Genomic DNA, 18530 nt, shown 5'->3' on the forward strand with positions numbered 1-18530 from the left:
AGTGCGTGACACCGTCGACTCAGCTTTCCTTGTTCACGACTTTCACGGTCAGGGGATCGCTGGCACTGCCCGCATAGAGTGATACATGCGGGAAGGGAATCTCGATGCCTTCGGCGTCGAAGCGTGTCTTGACCGCTTCAATCAAGGCGGTGCGGGCCTCCCACCAGTCGTCGCGCGTGACCCAGCACCAGAGCAGCAGATCGATCGAGCTGGAACCGAAGGCCTGGATGTGAACCTGAGGCTCGGGGCTCTCGAGGATCCAGCTGGATTCGCGCACGATCTCCAGCAGCAACTGGCGTACGCGGGGCAACTCTTCACGGTAGGCCACGCCGACGGGAAGGTCGAGACGCACGATCGGGAAACGGGTCAGGTTGGTCAGGGTTTCCTTGATCAGGGTCTCGTTGGGAATGCGCACGAAGCGGTTGTCCCGGGTGCGCAGTTTCACCGAGAGCATGTCAATGGACAGCACGAATCCCGTGGTGTTGCCCACGGTCACCAGATCGCCCAGGGCGAAGGGTTCTTCGGCGATCAGGAACCAGCCACTGATGATGTTGGAAATGCTGGTCTGCGAGGCGAAACCCACCGCGATGCCGATGATGCCGGCCGTGCCCATCAGGGTGGTCAGCTGGAATCCCAGTTCGCGCAGCACGCTGGCCAGCAGCAGGGCCGCTCCACCATAGAACAGGATCTTGCCGGCCACCAGACCGCGCTGGGGCGTGAAGCGGGCACCGGCCGTGCGACGCACCCAGCGGCTGAGCAGGATCACGGCGGGCAGGCCGACAACCAGCCAGATGGAGGCACGGACAAGCGATTCCAGGCGTTCGGGGCTCATGCGGCTCCTCCTGTTCCACCGCCCACGTGGCCGCGGCGCGTCTTGAACACCTCGGGAAACTCCCGCAACGAGAGCATCGCCCGACCCAGCAGGCTGCCGCCGGCCACCTGGCGGGGCGGACTGATCAGGCGGGCCTCACGGACTTCCGCCGGAGCGCCTCCGCCCAGAACCTGCTCACAATCGCCGCTGCTGCCCAGCGACCCCAGAACCAGTTCGTCGGTCCAGAGCTGGTCGTGATGTCGGTAGAGCCCCAGCAGGGGCGCCTGCAGCAGAATCCGTTCGAGGCGCAGCTCGGTCTCGGTGGAATTGCTGATTCTAACCGGGCAGAGGGCCAGATAGGGGCGGGCCGGATCCGGTTCGGGCCGCGTGCGCGCACTGGTATGGATGGCGTAACACAGCTCGCCCGCGGTGAAGGACCCGTACCAGGATCGACGCAGGGTGGTCGTGGGCAGTTCGGTCAGCGCCGAGCTCTCGTCGCTGGCCAGTCGCACCGAGACCCAGAGCGGAAGCCTGACATACAGGGTCAGCTCACTGTGGGGGCGCAGCTGGATCACCGATTCACAGCGTGCCACGAATGCTCGGGCCGGCAGGACCGGATGCATCTGCAGGCCCTGCTCGGCACCCTGGACGCTGAAACGCTCCCAGCCGATGGCCCGGGGAAGAGTGTCGTCCGACGCTGCGCCGGTCAGCAGTCGGCTCCCCAGCCGGATCTCCGCGCCTTCCCGCAGGCACCACAGGCCGAGATCGCCCGCGCGCCATTCCACCGGCTCACCGTCGCCCGGTTGAAAAGGCCCCCAGGGCCATGGTGTCAAGTGTGGGGCCGTGCTCAAACGTCCTCCTGATTCCTGGGCGGGGTGGCCGGCGCTCATGTCCCGCCATCCAGAAGAGTGCGCACAGTGCGCAACAGTGTCTCACGCAGGAAGGGTTTGGTGATCACCGTGGTGCCGGGCCCCTTCAGCAATCGCCGGTCCGGTTCCTCGGCGTGTCCGGTCATGAACAGCAGTTTCAGTTCCGGCCTGCTCTGGGTCAGTTGCCGCGCCAGTTCGGCACCGCCCATCCGGGGCATCACCATGTCGGTCAGTACCAGCTGGACCTCGCGTTCGCGATCCAGCACCTGCAGCGCTTCCAGCCCATTGCCTGCTTCCAGGACGCGGTATCCTTTGTCCTTGAGCACGCGCGCCGCCAGTTCACGCACCATCGGCTCATCCTCGACCAGCAGCAGGGTTTCACTGCCGCCCTGATCGTTGCGGGCAGCGCTCGTCCGTGGGGCAACCGCCGTGTGCTGGCGCGAGATGGGCCGCAGATAGATCCGGGTCCGGGCGCCCTGCCCGGGGGAGCTGTCCACCCAGATGTAGCCCCCGACCTGCTTGACGATGCCGTACACGGTGGCCAGCCCCAGTCCCGTGCCCTTGCCTTTGGGTTTGGTGGTGAAAAAAGGTTCGAAGAGTCGCTGGCGTGTCTCTTCGCTCATGCCCTGACCGGTATCCTGTACTTCCAGCAGACAGTAGCGGCCGGGCAGCATGGGAGGATGGCCGTGGCAGAAGCGCGCATCCACGTCCGCCAGCCGGGTCGAGATCGTCAGACTGCCACCGGCGGGCATGGCATCCCGCGAATTCACCACCAGGTTCACCACCACCTGTTCCAGCTGGCCCTGATCGGCCAGAACGCAGGGCAGGCCCGGTTCCAGATCGGTCAGCAGCAGCACGTCGGCGCCGATCAGACGCTCGAGCATCCGGTGCATGTCTCCCACGATGCGGTTCAGTTCCACGGGGGCCAGCTGCAGAACCTGACGCCGACTGAAAGCCAGCAACTGGCGGGTGAGCCGGGCGGCCCGGTCACCGGCCCGACCGATCTGGTCCGCCGCGTCACGCACGGGAGTTCCGGCGGGAAACTGTGCCGCCAGCAGCTCGGCGTGTCCGTTGATCACGGTCAGCAGATTGTTGAAATCGTGTGCCACACCACCGGCGAGCCGGCCGATGGATTCCATCTTCTGCGACTGGTGAAACTGCTGCTGCAGTTCCTTGTGTGTGCTGATGTCGAAGAGGAACCCGCGGATGCCGGTGAGCAGGCCCTTGTCGTCAACACTTCCCAGCAGGTTGACGATGGTATACAGAAGTTCGCCGTCCTGGCTTCGGAAGGTCTGCTCGCGGTACTCCAGCTTGCCGGTCCGGGTCAGCTCCTCGAGCATGTCCTCGTGCATGCGCGCATCGGGAAAGAGCACCGAGACATTGCTGGCCAGGGCCTCCTCCCGCGATGGGAAGCCGAACAGGCGCACGAAGGCGGGATTGCAGTCCAGCAGCACGCCCGCGGGTGTGGAGATGAAATCGGCGGTCAGATCGTTTTCAAAGAATTCGCGGTAGTGCGCTTCGCTGGCCCGCAGGGCTTCTTCGCTTTCGCGGCGTTTTTCCTCGGACTCGAGAGCCCGGGCCAGCAGGGTCAGCACACTCAGTTTCGAGGGCCGCAGCTCGACGGGGCGCCGGTAGTGCAGGCAGAGCGTTCCGATGCGTGTGCCCCGACCGTCGTGGATCACGTGCCCCAGCCAGGTCCGACTGCCCAGACTGCGCACCACGGAGTCGGTCTGGGCCCAGCGGCTCTGCTGCAGGTCCGGCAGCACCAGGAAGTCGCTCTCCTGCAGGTCCAGCAGATGTGCACAGAGAGTGCCTTCCAGCTGCTTGTCGGGAATCGGACCCGCCAGCTGGCCCCAGTGGCCGATGGCATGCAGGGTCTGATCGCTGACCCGGAAATGGATCACCTGGTCGCAGTCGAGCAGGGCGCCCGTCAGTTCGATGATCTGCTTCACGTTGGCCGTATAGTCGCCGCCCTGGTTCGCCAGCACGGAGGAGAGCAGGCGCAGGTCGTTCTCGGAGTCCCCGAGAGCCTGCTCGGCCTTGCGCCGGTCGCTGATGTTGCGACCGATGATCACCAGACCACGCCGGCTGCCGTCGGGATTGAACAGTGGAACCTTGATCACGTCAAAGGTCAGCAGCTCGTCGCCCACGGGGATCCGTTCTTCGCCACGGGACATGCTGCCGTGGTTCCAGGCCCTTTCGTCCGAGAGGACGCAGGCATGGTACACGGGGGCCAGTTCCGGCTGCTCGCGGGCCAGCTCCATGTCGGTCCTGCCCTTGAAGGCGCCAGTCGTCAGGCGGAACAGGTCCATGCCGAAGGCATTGGTCTCGAGCCAGCGACCGGCCCCATCCTTGTAACACAGGAATTCGGGCATCGTGTCCAGCATCAGGCGCATCTGTTCGGCCGCCCCCCCACCGGCCCTGCCCTGCCCATGCCAGGCCAGCAGGTGATCCGCGCGATCAGGCAGCTGGTCAAGTTCCTCGCTCAGCAGGAGATCAACCACTCCCGCACGCAGGCAGCGCCGGGAAAGCTCGAAGTCCCGCTGTGCCAGCACGGCCAGCACAGGTGGCCCGGGCTGATGCGCTTGCAGGGCGTCCAGCGTGTCTTCCAGCTCCGCCGGATCCAGGGTCCGCAGGATCAGGGATCCGGCATGCCGTTCCGGCCACTCCTCGGGATTGGCGCCGAGAGGCTCCAGCAGAGGGCGCGTGCCCAGAATCGCCCGCAGGCGTTCCTGCAGCGGACCGGGATCGCTTCCGGCGGGCGACAGCAGCAGGATCAGGGCTGTGGAACCGGGCATGAATCCTCTGGACTGTCATGGACGCCCCGGTCGTGGGCGTCAGTAGTTGAGGGCGAAGAGCACACGCCGCGATGACGGTTGCTGACTGAACACGCAGCGCCCTTCTTCGGGCTGGCTGTCATCGGGAATGCAGCGGATCGTGGCCTTGGTGGCTTCCTTGATCGCCAGCTCGGTGGCCGTGCTGCCATCCCAGTGGGCGCGCACCCACTTGCCCGCCGCGATGGCCTCCTGGAACTCCTGCCAGCTGTCGGCCTGCACCGTACGGCTTTCGCGCAATGCCAGCGCACGCTGGAAGAGTTCGGCCTGCATGGATTCCAGCAGAGCGTCGATGCCGCTCTCCAGGTCAGCCAATGACAGGAAGTGCTTCTTGCGGTCATGACGGGTCACGAGGCAGACCGTGCCCTGGGTGGCATCTCGAATGCCGATTTCCAGCCTGAAGGGCACACCTTTCTGGGCCCAGTGGAAGAAGCGGTCTGCGGGGCGGTCGTCGTGGCGGGAATCGAGCACCACGTTGAGCTTGCCCAGTCTGCCACGAAGGATCGCCAGGGCCTGATCGGCAAAGGGCTCCACCACGGCGCGCTCCTCGTCGTTCTTCCAGAGAGGAATCACCACACCCTTGGTGGGGGCCATTCTGGGCGGCAGCACCAGACCATCGTCGTCGCTGTGCACCATGATCAGCGCTCCGATCAGGCGAGTGCTCACCCCCCAGGAGGTGGTCCAGGCGAAGGCCAGCTGGTTGTCGCGGCCCGAGAACTGGATTTCAAAGGCCTTGGCGAAGTTCTGCCCCAGGTTGTGACTGGTGCCCATCTGAAGCGCCTTGCCGTCCTGCATCATGCCTTCGATGCAGTACGTGGCCACGGCCCCGGGAAATTTCTCCTGCTCGGTCTTGCGTCCGGTGACCACGGGAATCGCCAGATAGTCCTGGGCGAAGTCCCGGTAGACCTCGAGCATGCGCTGGGTTTCCTCCTGGGCCTCCTCGGCCGTTTCGTGGGCCGTGTGGCCTTCCTGCCAGAGGAATTCCGCCGTGCGCAGGAACAGTCGGGTGCGCAGCTCCCAGCGCATCACATTGGCCCACTGATTGATCAGGATCGGCAGGTCGCGCCAGCTGGTGAGCCACTTGGAGTACATGTGCCCGAAGATCGTCTCCGAGGTCGGGCGAATCATCAGGGGTTCTTCAAGTTTCTTGCCGCCGCCGTGGGTCACCACCGCGCATTCGGGGGCAAAGCCTTCGACGTGTTCGGCTTCCTTGGTCATGAAGCTCTCGGGAATCAGCAGCGGGAAATAGGCGTTGACGTGTCCCGTTTCCTTGAAGCGCCGGTCCAGGTCCTGCTGGATGCTTTCCCAGAGGGCGTAGCCCGTGGGGCGAATGACCATGCAGCCCTTCACGGGGGCGTGATCCGCCAGTTCACCGGCCTTGATCACATCCAGATACCACTGGGGATAGTCCTTGTCACGGGGAGTGATATTGCGCGCCACGTCGTCCTCTGCAGATGGGCCACGTGCCCCCATGGGAGGCACGCAGGAATCCGGCCTGGCCGGCCGGGGTATGTGGGGTTCGGGTGACCCTCTTCCTGATTCGGGGCATCAATATAGAAAGTTGATGCTCCGCCCGCAGCGTACGCCGGGAGGCGCCGAAACCAGAATCCAGGCCCCGCGTGATGGACCCGGAGGTCCGGGAACGAGGCAGGAACCCTGAGTTCAGGGCAGGCAAGGCCCAGCGGTGCGGGGGCCCGGGCGATCATTGGAAGGCTGGACTTGCTTGCTTACATTGCCGCCCGGTGATCTCAGGGCCATTACCCCATGCAGGTAACGGTCCTTTTTATTCCAGCAAGGAGAATCATGGGCACCCATTACATCACGCGCAAGGGCTATGAGCGACTGCACGAACAGTTGGCCGAACTGCGCGCCGAGCAGCCACTGGTCCGCGACCGGATCGCCGTGGCGCGCGAATTGGGCGACCTTTCCGAGAACGCCGAGTATCACGCGGCGCGCGAGGAAATGACCATGTTGATGTACAAGATCGACTCGCTGGAAGCCAAGATCAATTCCTGCCGCATCGTCGAGGAGGAGGAGATCGACATCAGCAGCGTGCGCTTCTTCACCAAGGTCACCCTGATGGACCTCAAGCAGAAGAAGGAAAAGGTGTTCAAGCTGGTCTCCGCCGAGGACATGGACATCGCCAGCGGGCGCATCTCCATCCAGAGCCCGCTGGCCAAGGGCCTGATCGGCAAGAAGGTTGGCGGAAGACCAAGATCACCGTACCCGCAGGCGAGCTCGAGTTCGAGATCCTGAAAATCGAGAAGTACTTCGACCAGCAGGACTGAGCGTCACTCCCCGGTTCGTCCACCAGAACCGGGGCACTCCCGGCCGACCGGACTCCAAGGACATCCCGTGGCCTCACCCTCCGTTTCCCCTCCACGTCCCTGGCTTGCCGGGCGCCTGCAGTTACCCGGTGACAAATCTCTTGGACATCGACTGATTCTGCTGGCCGCACTCAAGACCGGCTCGCTCGTGCTGCGCGGACTTCCCGCCAGCCACGACCTGCAGGCCAGCCTGCGTCTGGTGCAGGCACTGGGTGTGCGCGTGGACGCCCAACCGGGCAGGATCGAACTGCACAGCCCCGGATGGCGTGGGTTGCGGGCGCCCGATTCTCCCATTGATTGCGCCAACAGCGGCACCACTGCCCGACTGGGCCTGGGCCTGCTGGCGGGACTGGGTCTGCCCGCGGTACTCGACGGTGACCCCAGCCTGCGCGCCCGACCGATGGAGCGAGTCTGCCTTCCGTTGCGTTCCATGGGGGCGCGGATCACGGGCGGCCCCGGCCTCCCGCTCCGGCTGGAAGGCGGGCCCTGCATGCCATTCACTACACCCTGCCCGTGGCCAGCGCCAGCTCAAGAGCGCGATCCTGCTGGCCGGTCTGTTCGCCCAGGGCGGACCCGCGTGACGGAATTACACCCCCTCGCGCGATCACACCGAACGCCTGCTGGATCTGGAATCGGTCTCTCCACGGACGCCCCAGGTCGCTGCCTGTGTGTGACACGCGCCAATCTGGACACGCTCTGCGCGCGGCTGCCGGAGGGATCGAGGTGCCCGGAGATCCCAGCAGCGCCTGTTTCATGGTCGCGGCAGCCCTGGGTCTGCCCGATTCCCTGCTGGAAATCCGCGGTCTGCTGCTCAATCCCGGACGGGCTGCGGCTCTCGACTGGCTGCGGAGCGCGGGGCGCGCATGATGAGCCAGATCCAGGAAGAGCGCCTGGGCGAACCGGTGGGCGATCTGATCGTCAGCTACACCCCGCGCCTCAAGGACGCCCGCATCGGGGGCTCTGGTGCCGCAACTGATTGACGGATCCGGCACTGTCCGCCCTGGCCATGCTGCGCGCGGAAGAGCTGTTCGTGGAGGATGCCGCCGAACTGCGGGTCAAGGAAAGTGACCGCATCGCCGAAATCGCCCGGGTCTGCCAGGCCTTCGGCGCCCGGGTGGAGCAGTGGCCCGCCGGGTTCCACCTTGTACCGCCACCGCGCCCGCGGGCCGCCACTCTGGAGTGCGGCCCGGATCACCCCATCGCGATGATGGCCAGCTGATCGCCCTTGGGGCCGATGGCCCCTGCGAGCTGCAGGGGGCGCGACGTGGCCGCGGTGAGCTTTCCGGCCTTCGAGTTCGTGCTGGGAAGTCTGCTGCGGCGTCATCCGGCTCCTGGCAGACTCACCCGCACCATGAGCGATCTCTCCTGCAACTGGGCCTGCTGGGCGCGGGCATCGCACAGCCTGTCGCCCTGGATTCATGGGCAGGCCGCCTTGCGTGCGGGGTGAACCTTGAGTATCACCTGCTTGAAACCACGCCCGAACAACTGCCCGAACGTCTGAAGCAGCTGCGTCACGCGGGATTCGCGGGCCTCAACCTGACCCGGCCGCTCAAGTCGGCCGTGCTGCTCTTGCTGGAGGACCTCACGCCCCTGGCCTCACGGGCCGGCAGCGTGAACCTGCTGGTGCCGGACAGCGCGGCTGGCGCGGCACCAGCAGCGATGGCGCGGGTTTTCTCGAGCCTGCTGCGCGTCCGGGGGCTGGAACCGACACGGGTCCGACTGCTGGGTGCAGGCGGGGCCGCCCGCGCGGTGGCACACGCCCTGCGCGCACGCTGGCCGCAGGTCGAACTGGAACTGTCGGCGCGAAATCCTCGGGCCGCCCGGGAGCTGGCCCAGAGTCTCCGGACCCGCCGTGTGCCATGTGTCGCACGATCAGCTGCCAGGACGGCCCTGGATCTGCTGGTGAATGCCACGCCTGTTGGCATGGCAGGGGGAGGCTGCGCAGGAAGTGCCCTTTCCCTGGCCGGGCTGCGGGATGTGCGCTGCGTTCACGAGCTGGTGTCCGTGCCCTGGAACACACCCTTGATCAAGGCCGCGCGCAAGGCCGGTTGTACAGTGATCGGGGGCGTGGAGATGCTGGTGGCCCAAGCGGCTCCCGCATTTTCGCTCTGGACCGGCAGCGATTTCCCTCTGGCCGCGCTCACCCGCCTGGCCCGCTTGAGGGTGGCGCTGGCCGGGAAGCTCGCGCGACCCGTGGTGCTGGTGGGACTGATGGGCAGCGGCAAGAGCACTCTCGCGCCATTGCTGGGCTCCGCTCTGGGCCTGGAGTGGCTGGATACCGACACGGTACTCGAGCAGCGCCTGGGTGCCCCGATCGCCGAGCTTTTCACCCGTCTGGGCGAGGCGCGTTTCAGGGAGGAAGAACGCCGCGCATTCGTGGAATGCCTGCACCCGGATGGACCCGCCATCATCGCTACCGGCGGGGGCCTGGCCGCCCAACCCGGATTCCTTGGGGAATTCGCCGCCCGGGCCTACTTTGCGCACCTGCATGGGGAACCAGAACTGCTCTGGCAGCGTGCAGGACTGCAGCCCCTGTCCCGTCGTCCGCTGCTGGCGGCCGGAGGATTCGCCGCGCTGGACGCACTGTACGGGCAACGCTTGCCCCACTACCTTGACGCCGAATTCCAGCTTGAGCTGCGGGCCGGTGAGGCTGTGCCGGAGACCATGGATCGCCTGCTGGACGTGCTGGAAACCCCCTTGCTGGAGAGCGTGTGCTGAACCATCGTCCCGCACCCTACTGTCTGCTGGACTACCGTGTGCGCCGCACGGACGACGTACGACTGCCCGTGACGAGCGAAGCCGTGCTCTACGGCGACAGCCTGTTCTCGACACTCTCGGTGCTCGAAGGCGTGCCCGTGTTTCTGGATGCTCACATCCGGCGACTGAACTTCAGTGCCCGGGAGCTGGGCTATCGCACGCGCCTGGATCCCAACCGGATGCGGATGGCGCTGGACAACCTCATCGCCGGGGACCGGGCCGACCAGGCCCATCTGCGGATCACGCTGTTCAATCCCGGCGAGAATGAACCGGGCGTTCCCGAACACCTGGTGCTGCTGTTTCCCGGAGTGGCCGACCAGATCAATGCCGCCGAACTCTTTCCCGTGAACCGCCGCAATCTCGACGATCTCAGTCGGCACAAGTCGGGCAACTACCTGCTCAACCGGCGGATTTCCCGCCAGCTGACACGCGGCACCGAGGCCCTGTTTCTGGATGAGAAGGGCAACCTGCTGGAGGGCACGCGCAGCAATCTCTTTCTGGCCATCGAGAATCGCCTGCTGACACCCTCGCGCGAGCAGGGGATTCTGCCCGGGATCTGCCGCGGCTGCCTGCTGGGTGACCTGCAACTGGGTGCACACGCCACCAATCTGGACCTGGAAGCCCTGGAAATGGCCAGTGAAGCCTTCGTCTGCAATTCCGTGCTGGGAATCCAGCCACTCAACCGCATCGGTCAGTTCAGTTTCGGCGAAGCCCCCGGCCCGCTCACTCGCCGGGCGATGGCCTCCCTGGAAACCCAGATCCTGAGCGACATTTCCCGCTGGTTCTGATCGACAGTGTGTCACGCCAGCTGACATCGTTCGTCCCGCGGGACACAATCCGGATGACAACCATGAGCACTCTTCCCCCCTTTCTGCCCGACGCACTGGAACTTGCCGCCCGTCAGGCCCACGCCGAAGGATCCAGCGTGGTGGGTGCCGTACACCTGCTGAACGCCCTGCTGCAGTCCGGAGCCGTGAAACGGGACAAGGGGCTGCGTCGCGCCAGCGTGGAAGCTCTGGCCGCATTGGGGCGTGAACCGGCGAAGGCCCCCGAGGCCGAGCCCGGCGAAGACGTGGAACTGGAACTGGAACCTCGGCTGCAGTCGCTGCTTCAGGAGTGGAGCCGGGGTGCCGACGCTCTGGATCCGCGCAGCCTCCAGCGTCAGTTGCTGGCCCACTGGGACCAGCTGCTCGAAGGCGGGGTGCGGGCCGACAGCGAAGAGGATCAGTCCAGCGAGATGGAGCAGGCCTGGCTCGAGAGTCTGTTCTCGCCCGAACTGGACCTGAACCTGCGCTATGGTCGCACACCCATGGCGGGCCTGCTGGAGTACGAAGAATACCTGCCCGCATTGATGGAGGTGCTGATCCGGCGCTATCGGCAGAACCTGCTGCTCTATGGTCCCAAGGGCAGTGGCCGGCATTCTGTGCTGCGCCGCCTGATCGAGAATTCGGCCGCCGGTCGGGTGCCGACAATCTTCCGCGGACGGCGTTTCGTCGAGTTTTCCGCCGAAGTCTTCCTCAGTGGAGTGGAGGAGCCGGGGGATCTGGTGCGCCGTTTCGAGTTGCTGTCCGAGTACCTCGACCGTCATCCAAACACCGTGCTGGTGACCGACAAGCTGCAGTCCTGGCTGGGCAACGAGAATCCGCTGCTGAATGATTTCGTCCAGCGCCTCTTCGGCATGATGGACACGCGCAGCCACCACATGGTCGTGCTAGAGGACCTTGCGTTCTACAATGCGGTCTACCGCCCCAATCCTGCGCTGGAAGATCTGCTGGCGCCGGTGTACATCGCACCGATGCGCCGCGAGGATGTGATCCAGGTGCTGCGCGAAGTCCGTTCGCGCGTGGAGGACCACTACCAGATTCCCGTGGCCGATGACATTCTGGCCCGGGTGGTCGAACAGGCCGACGAACTGCTGCCCTCTCTGCACTTTCCCCGCAAGGCGCTGGTGCTGCTGGATACCACGCTGGCAATCCTGGCACTCAAGGAACCCACCGACCGCGACTGGGAGAAGGCGCTCTCGCTGGCCCTGGTACGCATCACGGGCCAGGCCCGCAGACACTATCCCGACCTGGAACAGCGTCTGGCCGCGCTGGAGCCCCTGCTGCTGGATCGGGTCATCGGGCAGGAACACGCGATTCACGAGATCTGCCGCAGTCTGCGCTTCCAGAAGAGCGATCTGGATCTCGAACCCGAGCGCCCGGACGGTGTGTATCTGCTGGTGGGCCCCGTGGGTGTGGGCAAGCAGGTGCTGGTCAACGAACTCTCGCTGCAACTGTACGGCCGCAAGCCCTTCGTGATTGACCTGATGGATTTCCAGGAGCCGGAGAGCCTGCTGCGCCTCACCAGCTCGCCCGAGGGCCAGGGGGCCAGTCTGGCGATGGCCCTGCACAACATGCCGCGCAGCGTGCTGCTCTTCAAGAACCTGGAATACGCCGCCGAAGAAGTGCTGCACTTTCTGCTGCAGTGCATCACCACCGGCCGCGTGCGCGATGCGCGCGGCACCGATTCGCCGATCAGCGAGCTGACCGTGGTGCTGCTCTCCGATCTGGTGGGGCTCAGCGAGCACCGCGGTACCATGGGCTTCGTGGATCCTGAACAGCGTGATCCATTCTCCGAGCTGGCCCTGCGTGAATACTTCAGTCCGGAACTGCTGCGGGCCGTGGACAAGACCGTGGTGTTCCTTCCCCTGGCCGAAGAAGTGCTGATGGAGATCCTCCGGCGCAAGTTGCTGCCCGAACTGGAACAGCGGCTCAAGCGCATCGGCCACCGCCTGGTGGTCTGCGAGGATGTGATCCAGCACATCGCCGAAACCGGCATCGCCGAGGGCCGCAATGCCCAGACCCTGAACAGCGACTTCCGTCGCCTGTTGGCCATGCCGGTCAACGAAGCCCTGCTGGCCAGTCCCGGCCAGCCCCTGTACCTCACGACCCGCATTGAGAACGACCAGATCGTGGTGGACGCCTTGCCCCTTGCTGAGAAGTCCTGATCGTCACAACAGCGTCTCCGCGATGCTTGCGCCATCGGCGTCACCGCTGTGGAAGAAGATTGATCAAAGACAGAGCCGTAGCTTCCAGCCGGGCCCGGATGAAGCCCCACATACCTGATCTCGTCATCTGACTTTCCGGCGAAATCCGGGGACATGAGGTTGTGCCCGCATCGAAGTCTTCGATCCCTCAATCTTCCCCTTCCACCGGCATCCTGCCACTGACGGTGGCCCGTGATGCCTTCCTCGGCCCGGGTATGCCTGCCGTGATGCATCGTTTTCCACCTTTCATTGGACGGGTCCAAAGCAAGGTGGAGCCAAAGAAAGACCCTCTTCGCAGGCCCCGCGCCGCGCAAACTTGGCCCGCTTCGCGGTCCGGCGAGCAAGCGCGGCGGCCTACGCTCCCTGCCCGACCGTTCCGTCTCGATGGTTCCGCCACCGGCGTCACCGCTGTGGAAGGGGATGGATCAGAGGTGTGTGGCATCGGTCCCAATCCTTCATCCATGCGAAGCAGATCACCCAGAGTGGCGCCCCCCAAGCATGTCATTCCCGCGCAAGCGGGAATCCCGAACGGTTACACCGGCCATTCCATGCCCCCATCCCATCCCGCCTTTCGGCGGGCCTTCCCCCGCTGCGCGAGGGAAGGTGACCACGGCTTCGCCTTGGCACACATGCGCTGTCTGCCAAGCCCCGAATGGGGCATCACACATCATAGCCCGTGGGGAATCCACGGGCGGAAGCGTGGGTGCGCCGCCATATCACCCACCGCGAGACGCCGTAGCTTCCAGCCGGGCCCGATGAAGCCCCACATACGTAATCTTCTCATCTGACTTTCCGGCGAAATCCGGGGAAAGTGGGCGTCAGTCGCACCGGAATCCTCGAACCCTCAATCTACCATCCTCTTCCACTGGTATCTGTCACTGACTGGGGCTCGTGATACCTTCCTCGGCCCTGCATTGCCTCCCGTGACGCATCGTTTTCCACCTTTCTTTGGACGGGTCCAAAGAAAGGTGGAGCCAAAGAAAGACCCTCTTCGCAGGCCTCGCGCCGCGCAAACTTGGCCCGCGATGCGGTCCTTCGGGCCAAGCGCGGCGACCCACGCTCCCTGCTCGACCGTTCCGTCTCGATGGTTCCGCCACCGGCGTCACCGCCGTGGAAGGGGATGGATCAGAGGCGTGTGGCATCGGTCCCAATCCGTCATCCATGCGAAACAGGTCACCCAGGGTGGCGCCCCCCAAGCATGTCATTCCCGCGCAAGCGGGAATCCCGAACGGTTACACCGGCCATCCCATGCCCCCATCCCATCCCGCCTGTCGGCGGGCCTTCCCCCGCTGCGCGAGGGAAGGAATCATGGCTTCGCCTTGGCACACATGCGCTGCCTGACAAGCCCCGAATGGGGCATCACACATCATAGCCCGTGGGGAATCCACGGGCGGACGAATGGGCCTCGCACATGTAGGGATCGTGCTGCGGGGAATGGGGGCACTTTGCGGGGCAAGACATCTTTGGTGCATCCGTCCACCCCATGCCCCCATCCCATCCCGCCTGTCGGCGGGCCTTCCCCCGCTGCGCGAGGGAAGGGATCATGGCTTCGCCTTGGCACACATGCGCTGCCTGACAAGCCCCGAATGGGGCATCACACATCATGGCCCGTGGGGAATCCACGGGCGGACGAACGGGCCTCGCACGTGCAGGGATCGTGCTGCGGGGGATGGGGGCACTTTGCGAGGCTCAACACTTCTCGTTCATTCGGACACGAATGGCCCCCATCCCATCCCGCCTGTCGGCGGGCCTTCCCCCGCTGCGCGAGGGAAGGAATCATGGCTTCGCCTTGGCACACATGCGCTGCCTGACAAGCCCCGAATGGGGCATCACACATCATAGCCCGTGGGGAATCCACGGGCGGACGAATGGGCCTCGCACATGTAGGGATCGTGCTGCGGGGAATGGGGGCACTTTGCGGGGCAAGACATCTTTGGTGCATCCGTCCACCCCATGCCCCCATCCCATCCCGCCTGTCGGCGGGCCTTCCCCCGCTGCGCGAGGGAAGGAATCATGGCGACACCTCGGCACACATGCGCTGCCTGACAAGCCCCGAATGGGGCATCACACATCATGGCCCGTGGTGAATCCACGGGTGGACGAATGGGCCTCGCACGTGCAGGGATCGTGCTGCGGGGGATGGCGGCAATCACGCGAGGCAAGACATTTTTGGTTCATCCGGCGACGCATCGGCCCCCATCCCATCCCGCCGGTCGGCGGGCCTTCCCCCGCTGCGCGAGGGAAGGTGACTTTGGCTTCGCCTTGGCGCACAAACGCGGCTTGCCAAGCCCCGAATGGGGCATGACACATCATAGCCCGTGGGGAATCCACGGGCGGACGCGATGGCCTCGCTGCAGACTCACCCAAGCGAGATACCGTCCCCCGGATGAGGCCTCCGTTTCCGCGCCGCGACGTGGCCCGCTGCGGCGCACTCCGGGTCTCGCGCGGACCGAGCTTGGTCTCGCCGGAATGCCGCGTCTCGGTGGTCCCGCCTTCGGTCTCGACGCTGCCGGGCCAGGATATTCCTTGCCGCCCACCCGGAACTTTCTCCCTGCCGGAGATGCAAACGACCGCCATTCGGGAAGGCTGTTTCAAGGCTAAGACCTTGAAATACAAGGGTCGAACTTCCGGACTTGCGGAGTTCGCACTTCCGGCCCGGATTTTGCCGAAAGCCTCCCGTCAGGATCGCCCCCGGATGAACCGGGTGTGGATCGGTCCGGCACGAACCGGGAAGGCACCATGGCCGAAGAGTTCCAGGAAAAGACAGAAGAACCAACCGCCAAGCGGCGTGAAGACGCGCGCATGGAGGGACAGGTCGCCCGCAGCCAGGAGCTGAATTCAGCTGCCGTGCTGATGGGGGCCAGCCTGGTGTTTTTCCTGGGCGGGCGCAAGTTGCTGGAAGGTCTGGCCGGACTGATGCGCGACGCGATGATCCAGGCCCCCGTGCGTAGCCTTGAAGTGGCCGACGCCACCCGCATGCTCAATGAGAGTGCGCTGGAGGTCGTCTGGTTGAGCATGCCCTTCCTGCTGGGAGTGGGTGTGCTGGCGTTTCTGGCGTCGGTGGCCCAGGTGGGCTGGGTCGTGAGTGCCAAGGCCCTCGAACCCAAGTTGGACAAGCTGAACCCCATCAAGGGTTTTGCCCAGATGTTCAGCGCGCGTTCGCTCGGGGAGCTGATCAAGAGCGTGGCCAAGATCGCGTTGATCGGCTGGATCTGCTGGTTGCTGCTCCAGAAGGAGCTGCAGGGGCTGCTGCCCATGGTGTACTCCACGCCCATGATGATCCTGTCACACGTGGGCAGCATCGTGTTGCGCCTGCTGGCCACGGCGCTGGCGATGCAGCTGGTGCTGGGCAGCGCGGATCTCGTGTTCCAGAAGTGGGACACCAACCGCAAGATGAGGATGAGCCTGCAGGAGATAAAGGACGAGCGCAAGCAGAGCGAAGGCGATCCCCAGGTGCGCGCGCGCATCCGCGGGCTGCAGCACGACGCCGCCTACAACCGCATGCTTCAGGAAGTCACCAGGGCTGATGTGGTGGTCACCAACCCGACCCACCTGGCGGTGGCCATTCGCTACGACTCCGAGCGGATGAACGCCCCCACGGTGGTGGCCAAGGGCGCACGCCTGGTGGCCCAGCGCATTCGCGAACTGGCCCGCGAGAACGGTGTGCCCGTGATCGAGAACAAACCCATGGCGCGCGCCCTGTTCAAGGCCTGCGAGGTGGGCATGGAAATTCCCGGTGACTTCTACCGGGCCGTGGCCGAACTGCTGGCCTTCGTCTACCGGCTGGGCGGGAGGAAAGCCTCGTGAAACACGGCCGCCCCGACATCCTGCTGGCCTTCGGCATCGTCGGCATCCTGATCATGATGGTGATCCCGGTGCCCGCGATGCTGCTGGATCTGATGCTGGCGCTGAACATCATGCTGGGGCTGGTGATCCTGCTGGTCTCGCTGTATACGCTGGAGCCGCTCCAGTTCAGCATTTTCCCGGGGATGCTGCTGATCCTGACCCTGTTCAGGCTCTCGATGAACGTGGCCTCCACCCGGCTGATTCTGGGCACCGGCTACGCGGGCAAGGTGATCAGTGCCTTCGGCGAGTTCGTGGTGGGCGGCAACATCGTGGTTGGCTTCATCGTGTTCCTGATCCTGGTGCTGATCAACTTCATCGTGATCACCAAGGGCTCGGGCCGTGTGGCCGAAGTGGCCGCACGCTTCACCCTGGACGCCATGCCCGGCAAGCAGATGGCGATTGACGCCGACCTGAACAATGGCGTGATCACCGAGAAGGAAGCCCGCGAGCGCCGTGAGAAGATCTCGCGCGAAGCGGATTTCTATGGCGCGATGGACGGTGCCAGCAAGTTCGTGCGCGGCGACGCCATCGCCGGCCTGCTGATCACTCTGGTCAACCTGGTGGGCGGCATGGCCGTGGGCATGCTGCAGCTCAAGATGAGCGCGGCCGACGCGGCCCGGTCCTTCAGCCTGATGACCATCGGCGATGGTTTGGTGAACCAGATTCCTTCGCTGATCATCTCCGTGGCCGCGGGCATAATCGTGACCCGTGCGGGCAGCCGCAGCCACTTCGGCACGGACATGCAGAACCAGTTGCTGAACCAGGTGCGCCCGCTGGCCATCGCCAGCCTGGTCCTGTTCTTCTTCGCGCTGATGCCCGGCCTGCCCACGATTCCCTTCCTCGTGCTGGCCGTGCTCTCCGGGGTGCTGGCCCTGCGCCGCCGCAAGGAACTGGCACTCGAAGCCGCGGAAGAAGAAGCCGCCACCGCCGAGCCCACGGGCCCCGCCAAGGAGCGCATCGAAGACTACCTGAACCTGGACAGCATGGAAATCGAGCTGGGGTACGGTCTGATCGCGCTGGTCGATCGCGAAGCCGGCGGCGACCTGCTGACCCGTATCACCAGCCTGCGGCGTCAGGTGGCCCAGGAGCTGGGCATCATCGTGCCCCCGATCCGGATCCGTGACGACCTGAGCCTGCGACCCGACGAGTACCGGATCCGCATCCGGGGCAATGTGGTGGGCGCTTCCGAACTGCGCACAGGGTGCATCCTGGCACTCACGGGACCGGAAGAACTGCCGGGACTGAACGGCATTCCCACCACGGACCCGACCTTCGGCCTGCCCGCGCTCTGGATCCGCGAGAGCGAGCGTCGCAACGTGGAATCCCGCGGAGTGGCGGTGGTGGAGCCCTCGGCCGTGCTGGCGACCCATCTGGAAACCGTGGTGCGCCGTCATGCCTGGCGCCTGCTGAGCCTGCAGGACACCAAGAAGCTGCTCGAGAATCTCAAGGGCGAACACCAGGCCCTGGTCGAGGAACTGACTCCCGGCATTCTCAGTCTGGCCGCCGTGCACAAGGTGCTCCAGCGCCTGCTGAAGGAATCGGTGCCCGTGCGCGATCTCTGCACCGTGCTCGAGACCCTGGCGGACACCGGTTCACAGACCAAGGACACCGACATCCTGGTGGAGTACGCGCGCTTCGCCCTGAGCGGCTCGATCACGGCCCAGCTCAAGGGCGAGGATGGCCGGATCCGGGTGGTGACTCTGCGTCCCGAGCTGGAAGGCCGGCTGCAGCAGGAACAGGAAGGCAATCGCAACGGGGGCTTCAGCCCCGATGAATTCGCCGCCGTCGTGGCGGAACTGGCCGGCTGGCGGGATCGCCTGCAGGCCGAGGGCCGTGTGCCCGTGATCGTGACCCGTCCGGAAATCCGTTCCTACCTGCGGCGATTGCTGGAAGGCCCCCTGCCCGAGATGCAGGTGGTGTCCTACAGCGAACTGCAGCTGGATGTGGAGCTGGAATCCGTGGCGTCCATCGCCGCGCCGGAACCGAACGGCGCACGGCGTCCGCGAGTGGCGGCCGAGCCGCAACCCGCCTGAGTCGACAGTCAAACCCGCAGGGGAG

General features: G+C 65.2%; 13 protein-coding genes. 9 read left to right on the forward strand and 4 right to left on the reverse strand.

Annotation, left to right across the window (positions count from 1 at the left end; all coding sequences use genetic code 11):
• Window positions 1-19: 19 nt before the first annotated feature.
• The 4 genes from H6678_14610 to H6678_14625 are packed head-to-tail and all read right to left on the reverse strand — an operon-like array spanning window position 20 to window position 5954.
• Window positions 20-832, reverse strand: a complete 813-nt coding sequence (locus H6678_14610; protein ID MCB9475029.1) for a mechanosensitive ion channel family protein — start codon at window positions 830-832, stop codon at window positions 20-22.
• Entirely contained in the window at window positions 829-1662 is an 834-nt protein-coding gene (locus tag H6678_14615; GenBank protein ID MCB9475030.1) for a DUF432 domain-containing protein, read from the reverse strand. The genes H6678_14610 and H6678_14615 overlap by 4 nt, the downstream gene beginning before the upstream one ends.
• A 35-nt stretch (window positions 1663-1697) precedes the next feature.
• Window positions 1698-4478, reverse strand: a complete 2781-nt coding sequence (locus H6678_14620) for a response regulator (protein MCB9475031.1) — start codon at window positions 4476-4478, stop codon at window positions 1698-1700.
• 39 nt (window positions 4479-4517) lie between these two features.
• Window positions 4518-5954 carry a proline--tRNA ligase gene (locus tag H6678_14625; protein MCB9475032.1) on the reverse strand — a complete coding sequence of 479 codons (1437 nt, stop codon included), beginning with the start codon at window positions 5952-5954 and terminating at the stop codon, window positions 4518-4520.
• 363 nt (window positions 5955-6317) lie between these two features.
• On the opposite strand from H6678_14625, the gene H6678_14630 reads away from it, so the two are divergent.
• The 9 genes from H6678_14630 to flhA all read left to right on the forward strand — a co-directional run bounded on the left by H6678_14630 (window position 6318) and on the right by flhA (window position 18505).
• On the forward strand, window positions 6318-6770 hold the full coding sequence (locus H6678_14630; protein MCB9475033.1) for a transcription elongation factor GreA: 453 nt from the start codon (window positions 6318-6320) through the stop codon (window positions 6768-6770).
• 99 nt (window positions 6771-6869) lie between these two features.
• The gene (locus H6678_14635; GenBank protein MCB9475034.1) at window positions 6870-7817 is read left to right on the forward strand and encodes a hypothetical protein; all 948 of its coding nucleotides are present in this window, start codon (window positions 6870-6872) and stop codon (window positions 7815-7817) included.
• A complete protein-coding gene (locus H6678_14640) occupies window positions 7818-8060 on the forward strand; it encodes a hypothetical protein (GenBank protein ID MCB9475035.1) in 243 nt (80 codons plus the stop codon).
• Window positions 8061-8105: 45 nt separating this feature from the next.
• The gene (locus tag H6678_14645) at window positions 8106-8288 is read left to right on the forward strand and encodes a hypothetical protein (protein ID MCB9475036.1); all 183 of its coding nucleotides are present in this window, start codon (window positions 8106-8108) and stop codon (window positions 8286-8288) included.
• Window positions 8285-9559, forward strand: coding sequence for a hypothetical protein (locus tag H6678_14650; GenBank protein ID MCB9475037.1), 1275 nt, complete (start codon window positions 8285-8287; stop codon window positions 9557-9559). Before H6678_14645 ends, H6678_14650 begins: the two co-directional genes overlap by 4 nt.
• Window positions 9553-10386 carry an aminotransferase class IV gene (locus tag H6678_14655; protein ID MCB9475038.1) on the forward strand — a complete coding sequence of 278 codons (834 nt, stop codon included), beginning with the start codon at window positions 9553-9555 and terminating at the stop codon, window positions 10384-10386. The genes H6678_14650 and H6678_14655 overlap by 7 nt, the downstream gene beginning before the upstream one ends.
• Window positions 10387-10448: 62 nt before the next feature.
• The gene (locus tag H6678_14660) at window positions 10449-12587 is read left to right on the forward strand and encodes an ATP-dependent Clp protease ATP-binding subunit (GenBank protein ID MCB9475039.1); all 2139 of its coding nucleotides are present in this window, start codon (window positions 10449-10451) and stop codon (window positions 12585-12587) included.
• A 2778-nt stretch (window positions 12588-15365) separates the two neighbouring features.
• Window positions 15366-16433, forward strand: a complete 1068-nt coding sequence (gene flhB / locus H6678_14665; GenBank protein MCB9475040.1) for a flagellar biosynthesis protein FlhB — start codon at window positions 15366-15368, stop codon at window positions 16431-16433.
• Window positions 16430-18505 carry a flagellar biosynthesis protein FlhA gene (gene flhA / locus H6678_14670; protein MCB9475041.1) on the forward strand — a complete coding sequence of 692 codons (2076 nt, stop codon included), beginning with the start codon at window positions 16430-16432 and terminating at the stop codon, window positions 18503-18505. The genes flhB and flhA overlap by 4 nt, the downstream gene beginning before the upstream one ends.
• The last annotated feature ends 25 nt before the right edge of the window (window positions 18506-18530 follow it).

The sequence above is a fragment of the Candidatus Delongbacteria bacterium genome, assembly GCA_020634015.1.
GTDB lineage: Bacteria > CAIWAD01 > CAIWAD01 > CAIWAD01 > CAIWAD01 > JACKCN01.

What these genes read in the sequence shown, in the direction of transcription:
- H6678_14610 (MCB9475029.1), bottom strand. Translation starts at nt 832, where the DNA reads ATGAGCCCCGAACGCCTGGAATCGCTTGTCCGTGCCTCCATCTGGCTG.
- H6678_14620 (MCB9475031.1), bottom strand. Translation starts at nt 4,478, where the DNA reads ATGCCCGGTTCCACAGCCCTGATCCTGCTGCTGTCGCCCGCCGGAAGC.
- H6678_14630 (MCB9475033.1), top strand. Translation starts at nt 6,318, where the DNA reads ATGGGCACCCATTACATCACGCGCAAGGGCTATGAGCGACTGCACGAA.
- H6678_14660 (MCB9475039.1), top strand. Translation starts at nt 10,449, where the DNA reads ATGAGCACTCTTCCCCCCTTTCTGCCCGACGCACTGGAACTTGCCGCC.
- flhB (MCB9475040.1), top strand. Translation starts at nt 15,366, where the DNA reads ATGGCCGAAGAGTTCCAGGAAAAGACAGAAGAACCAACCGCCAAGCGG.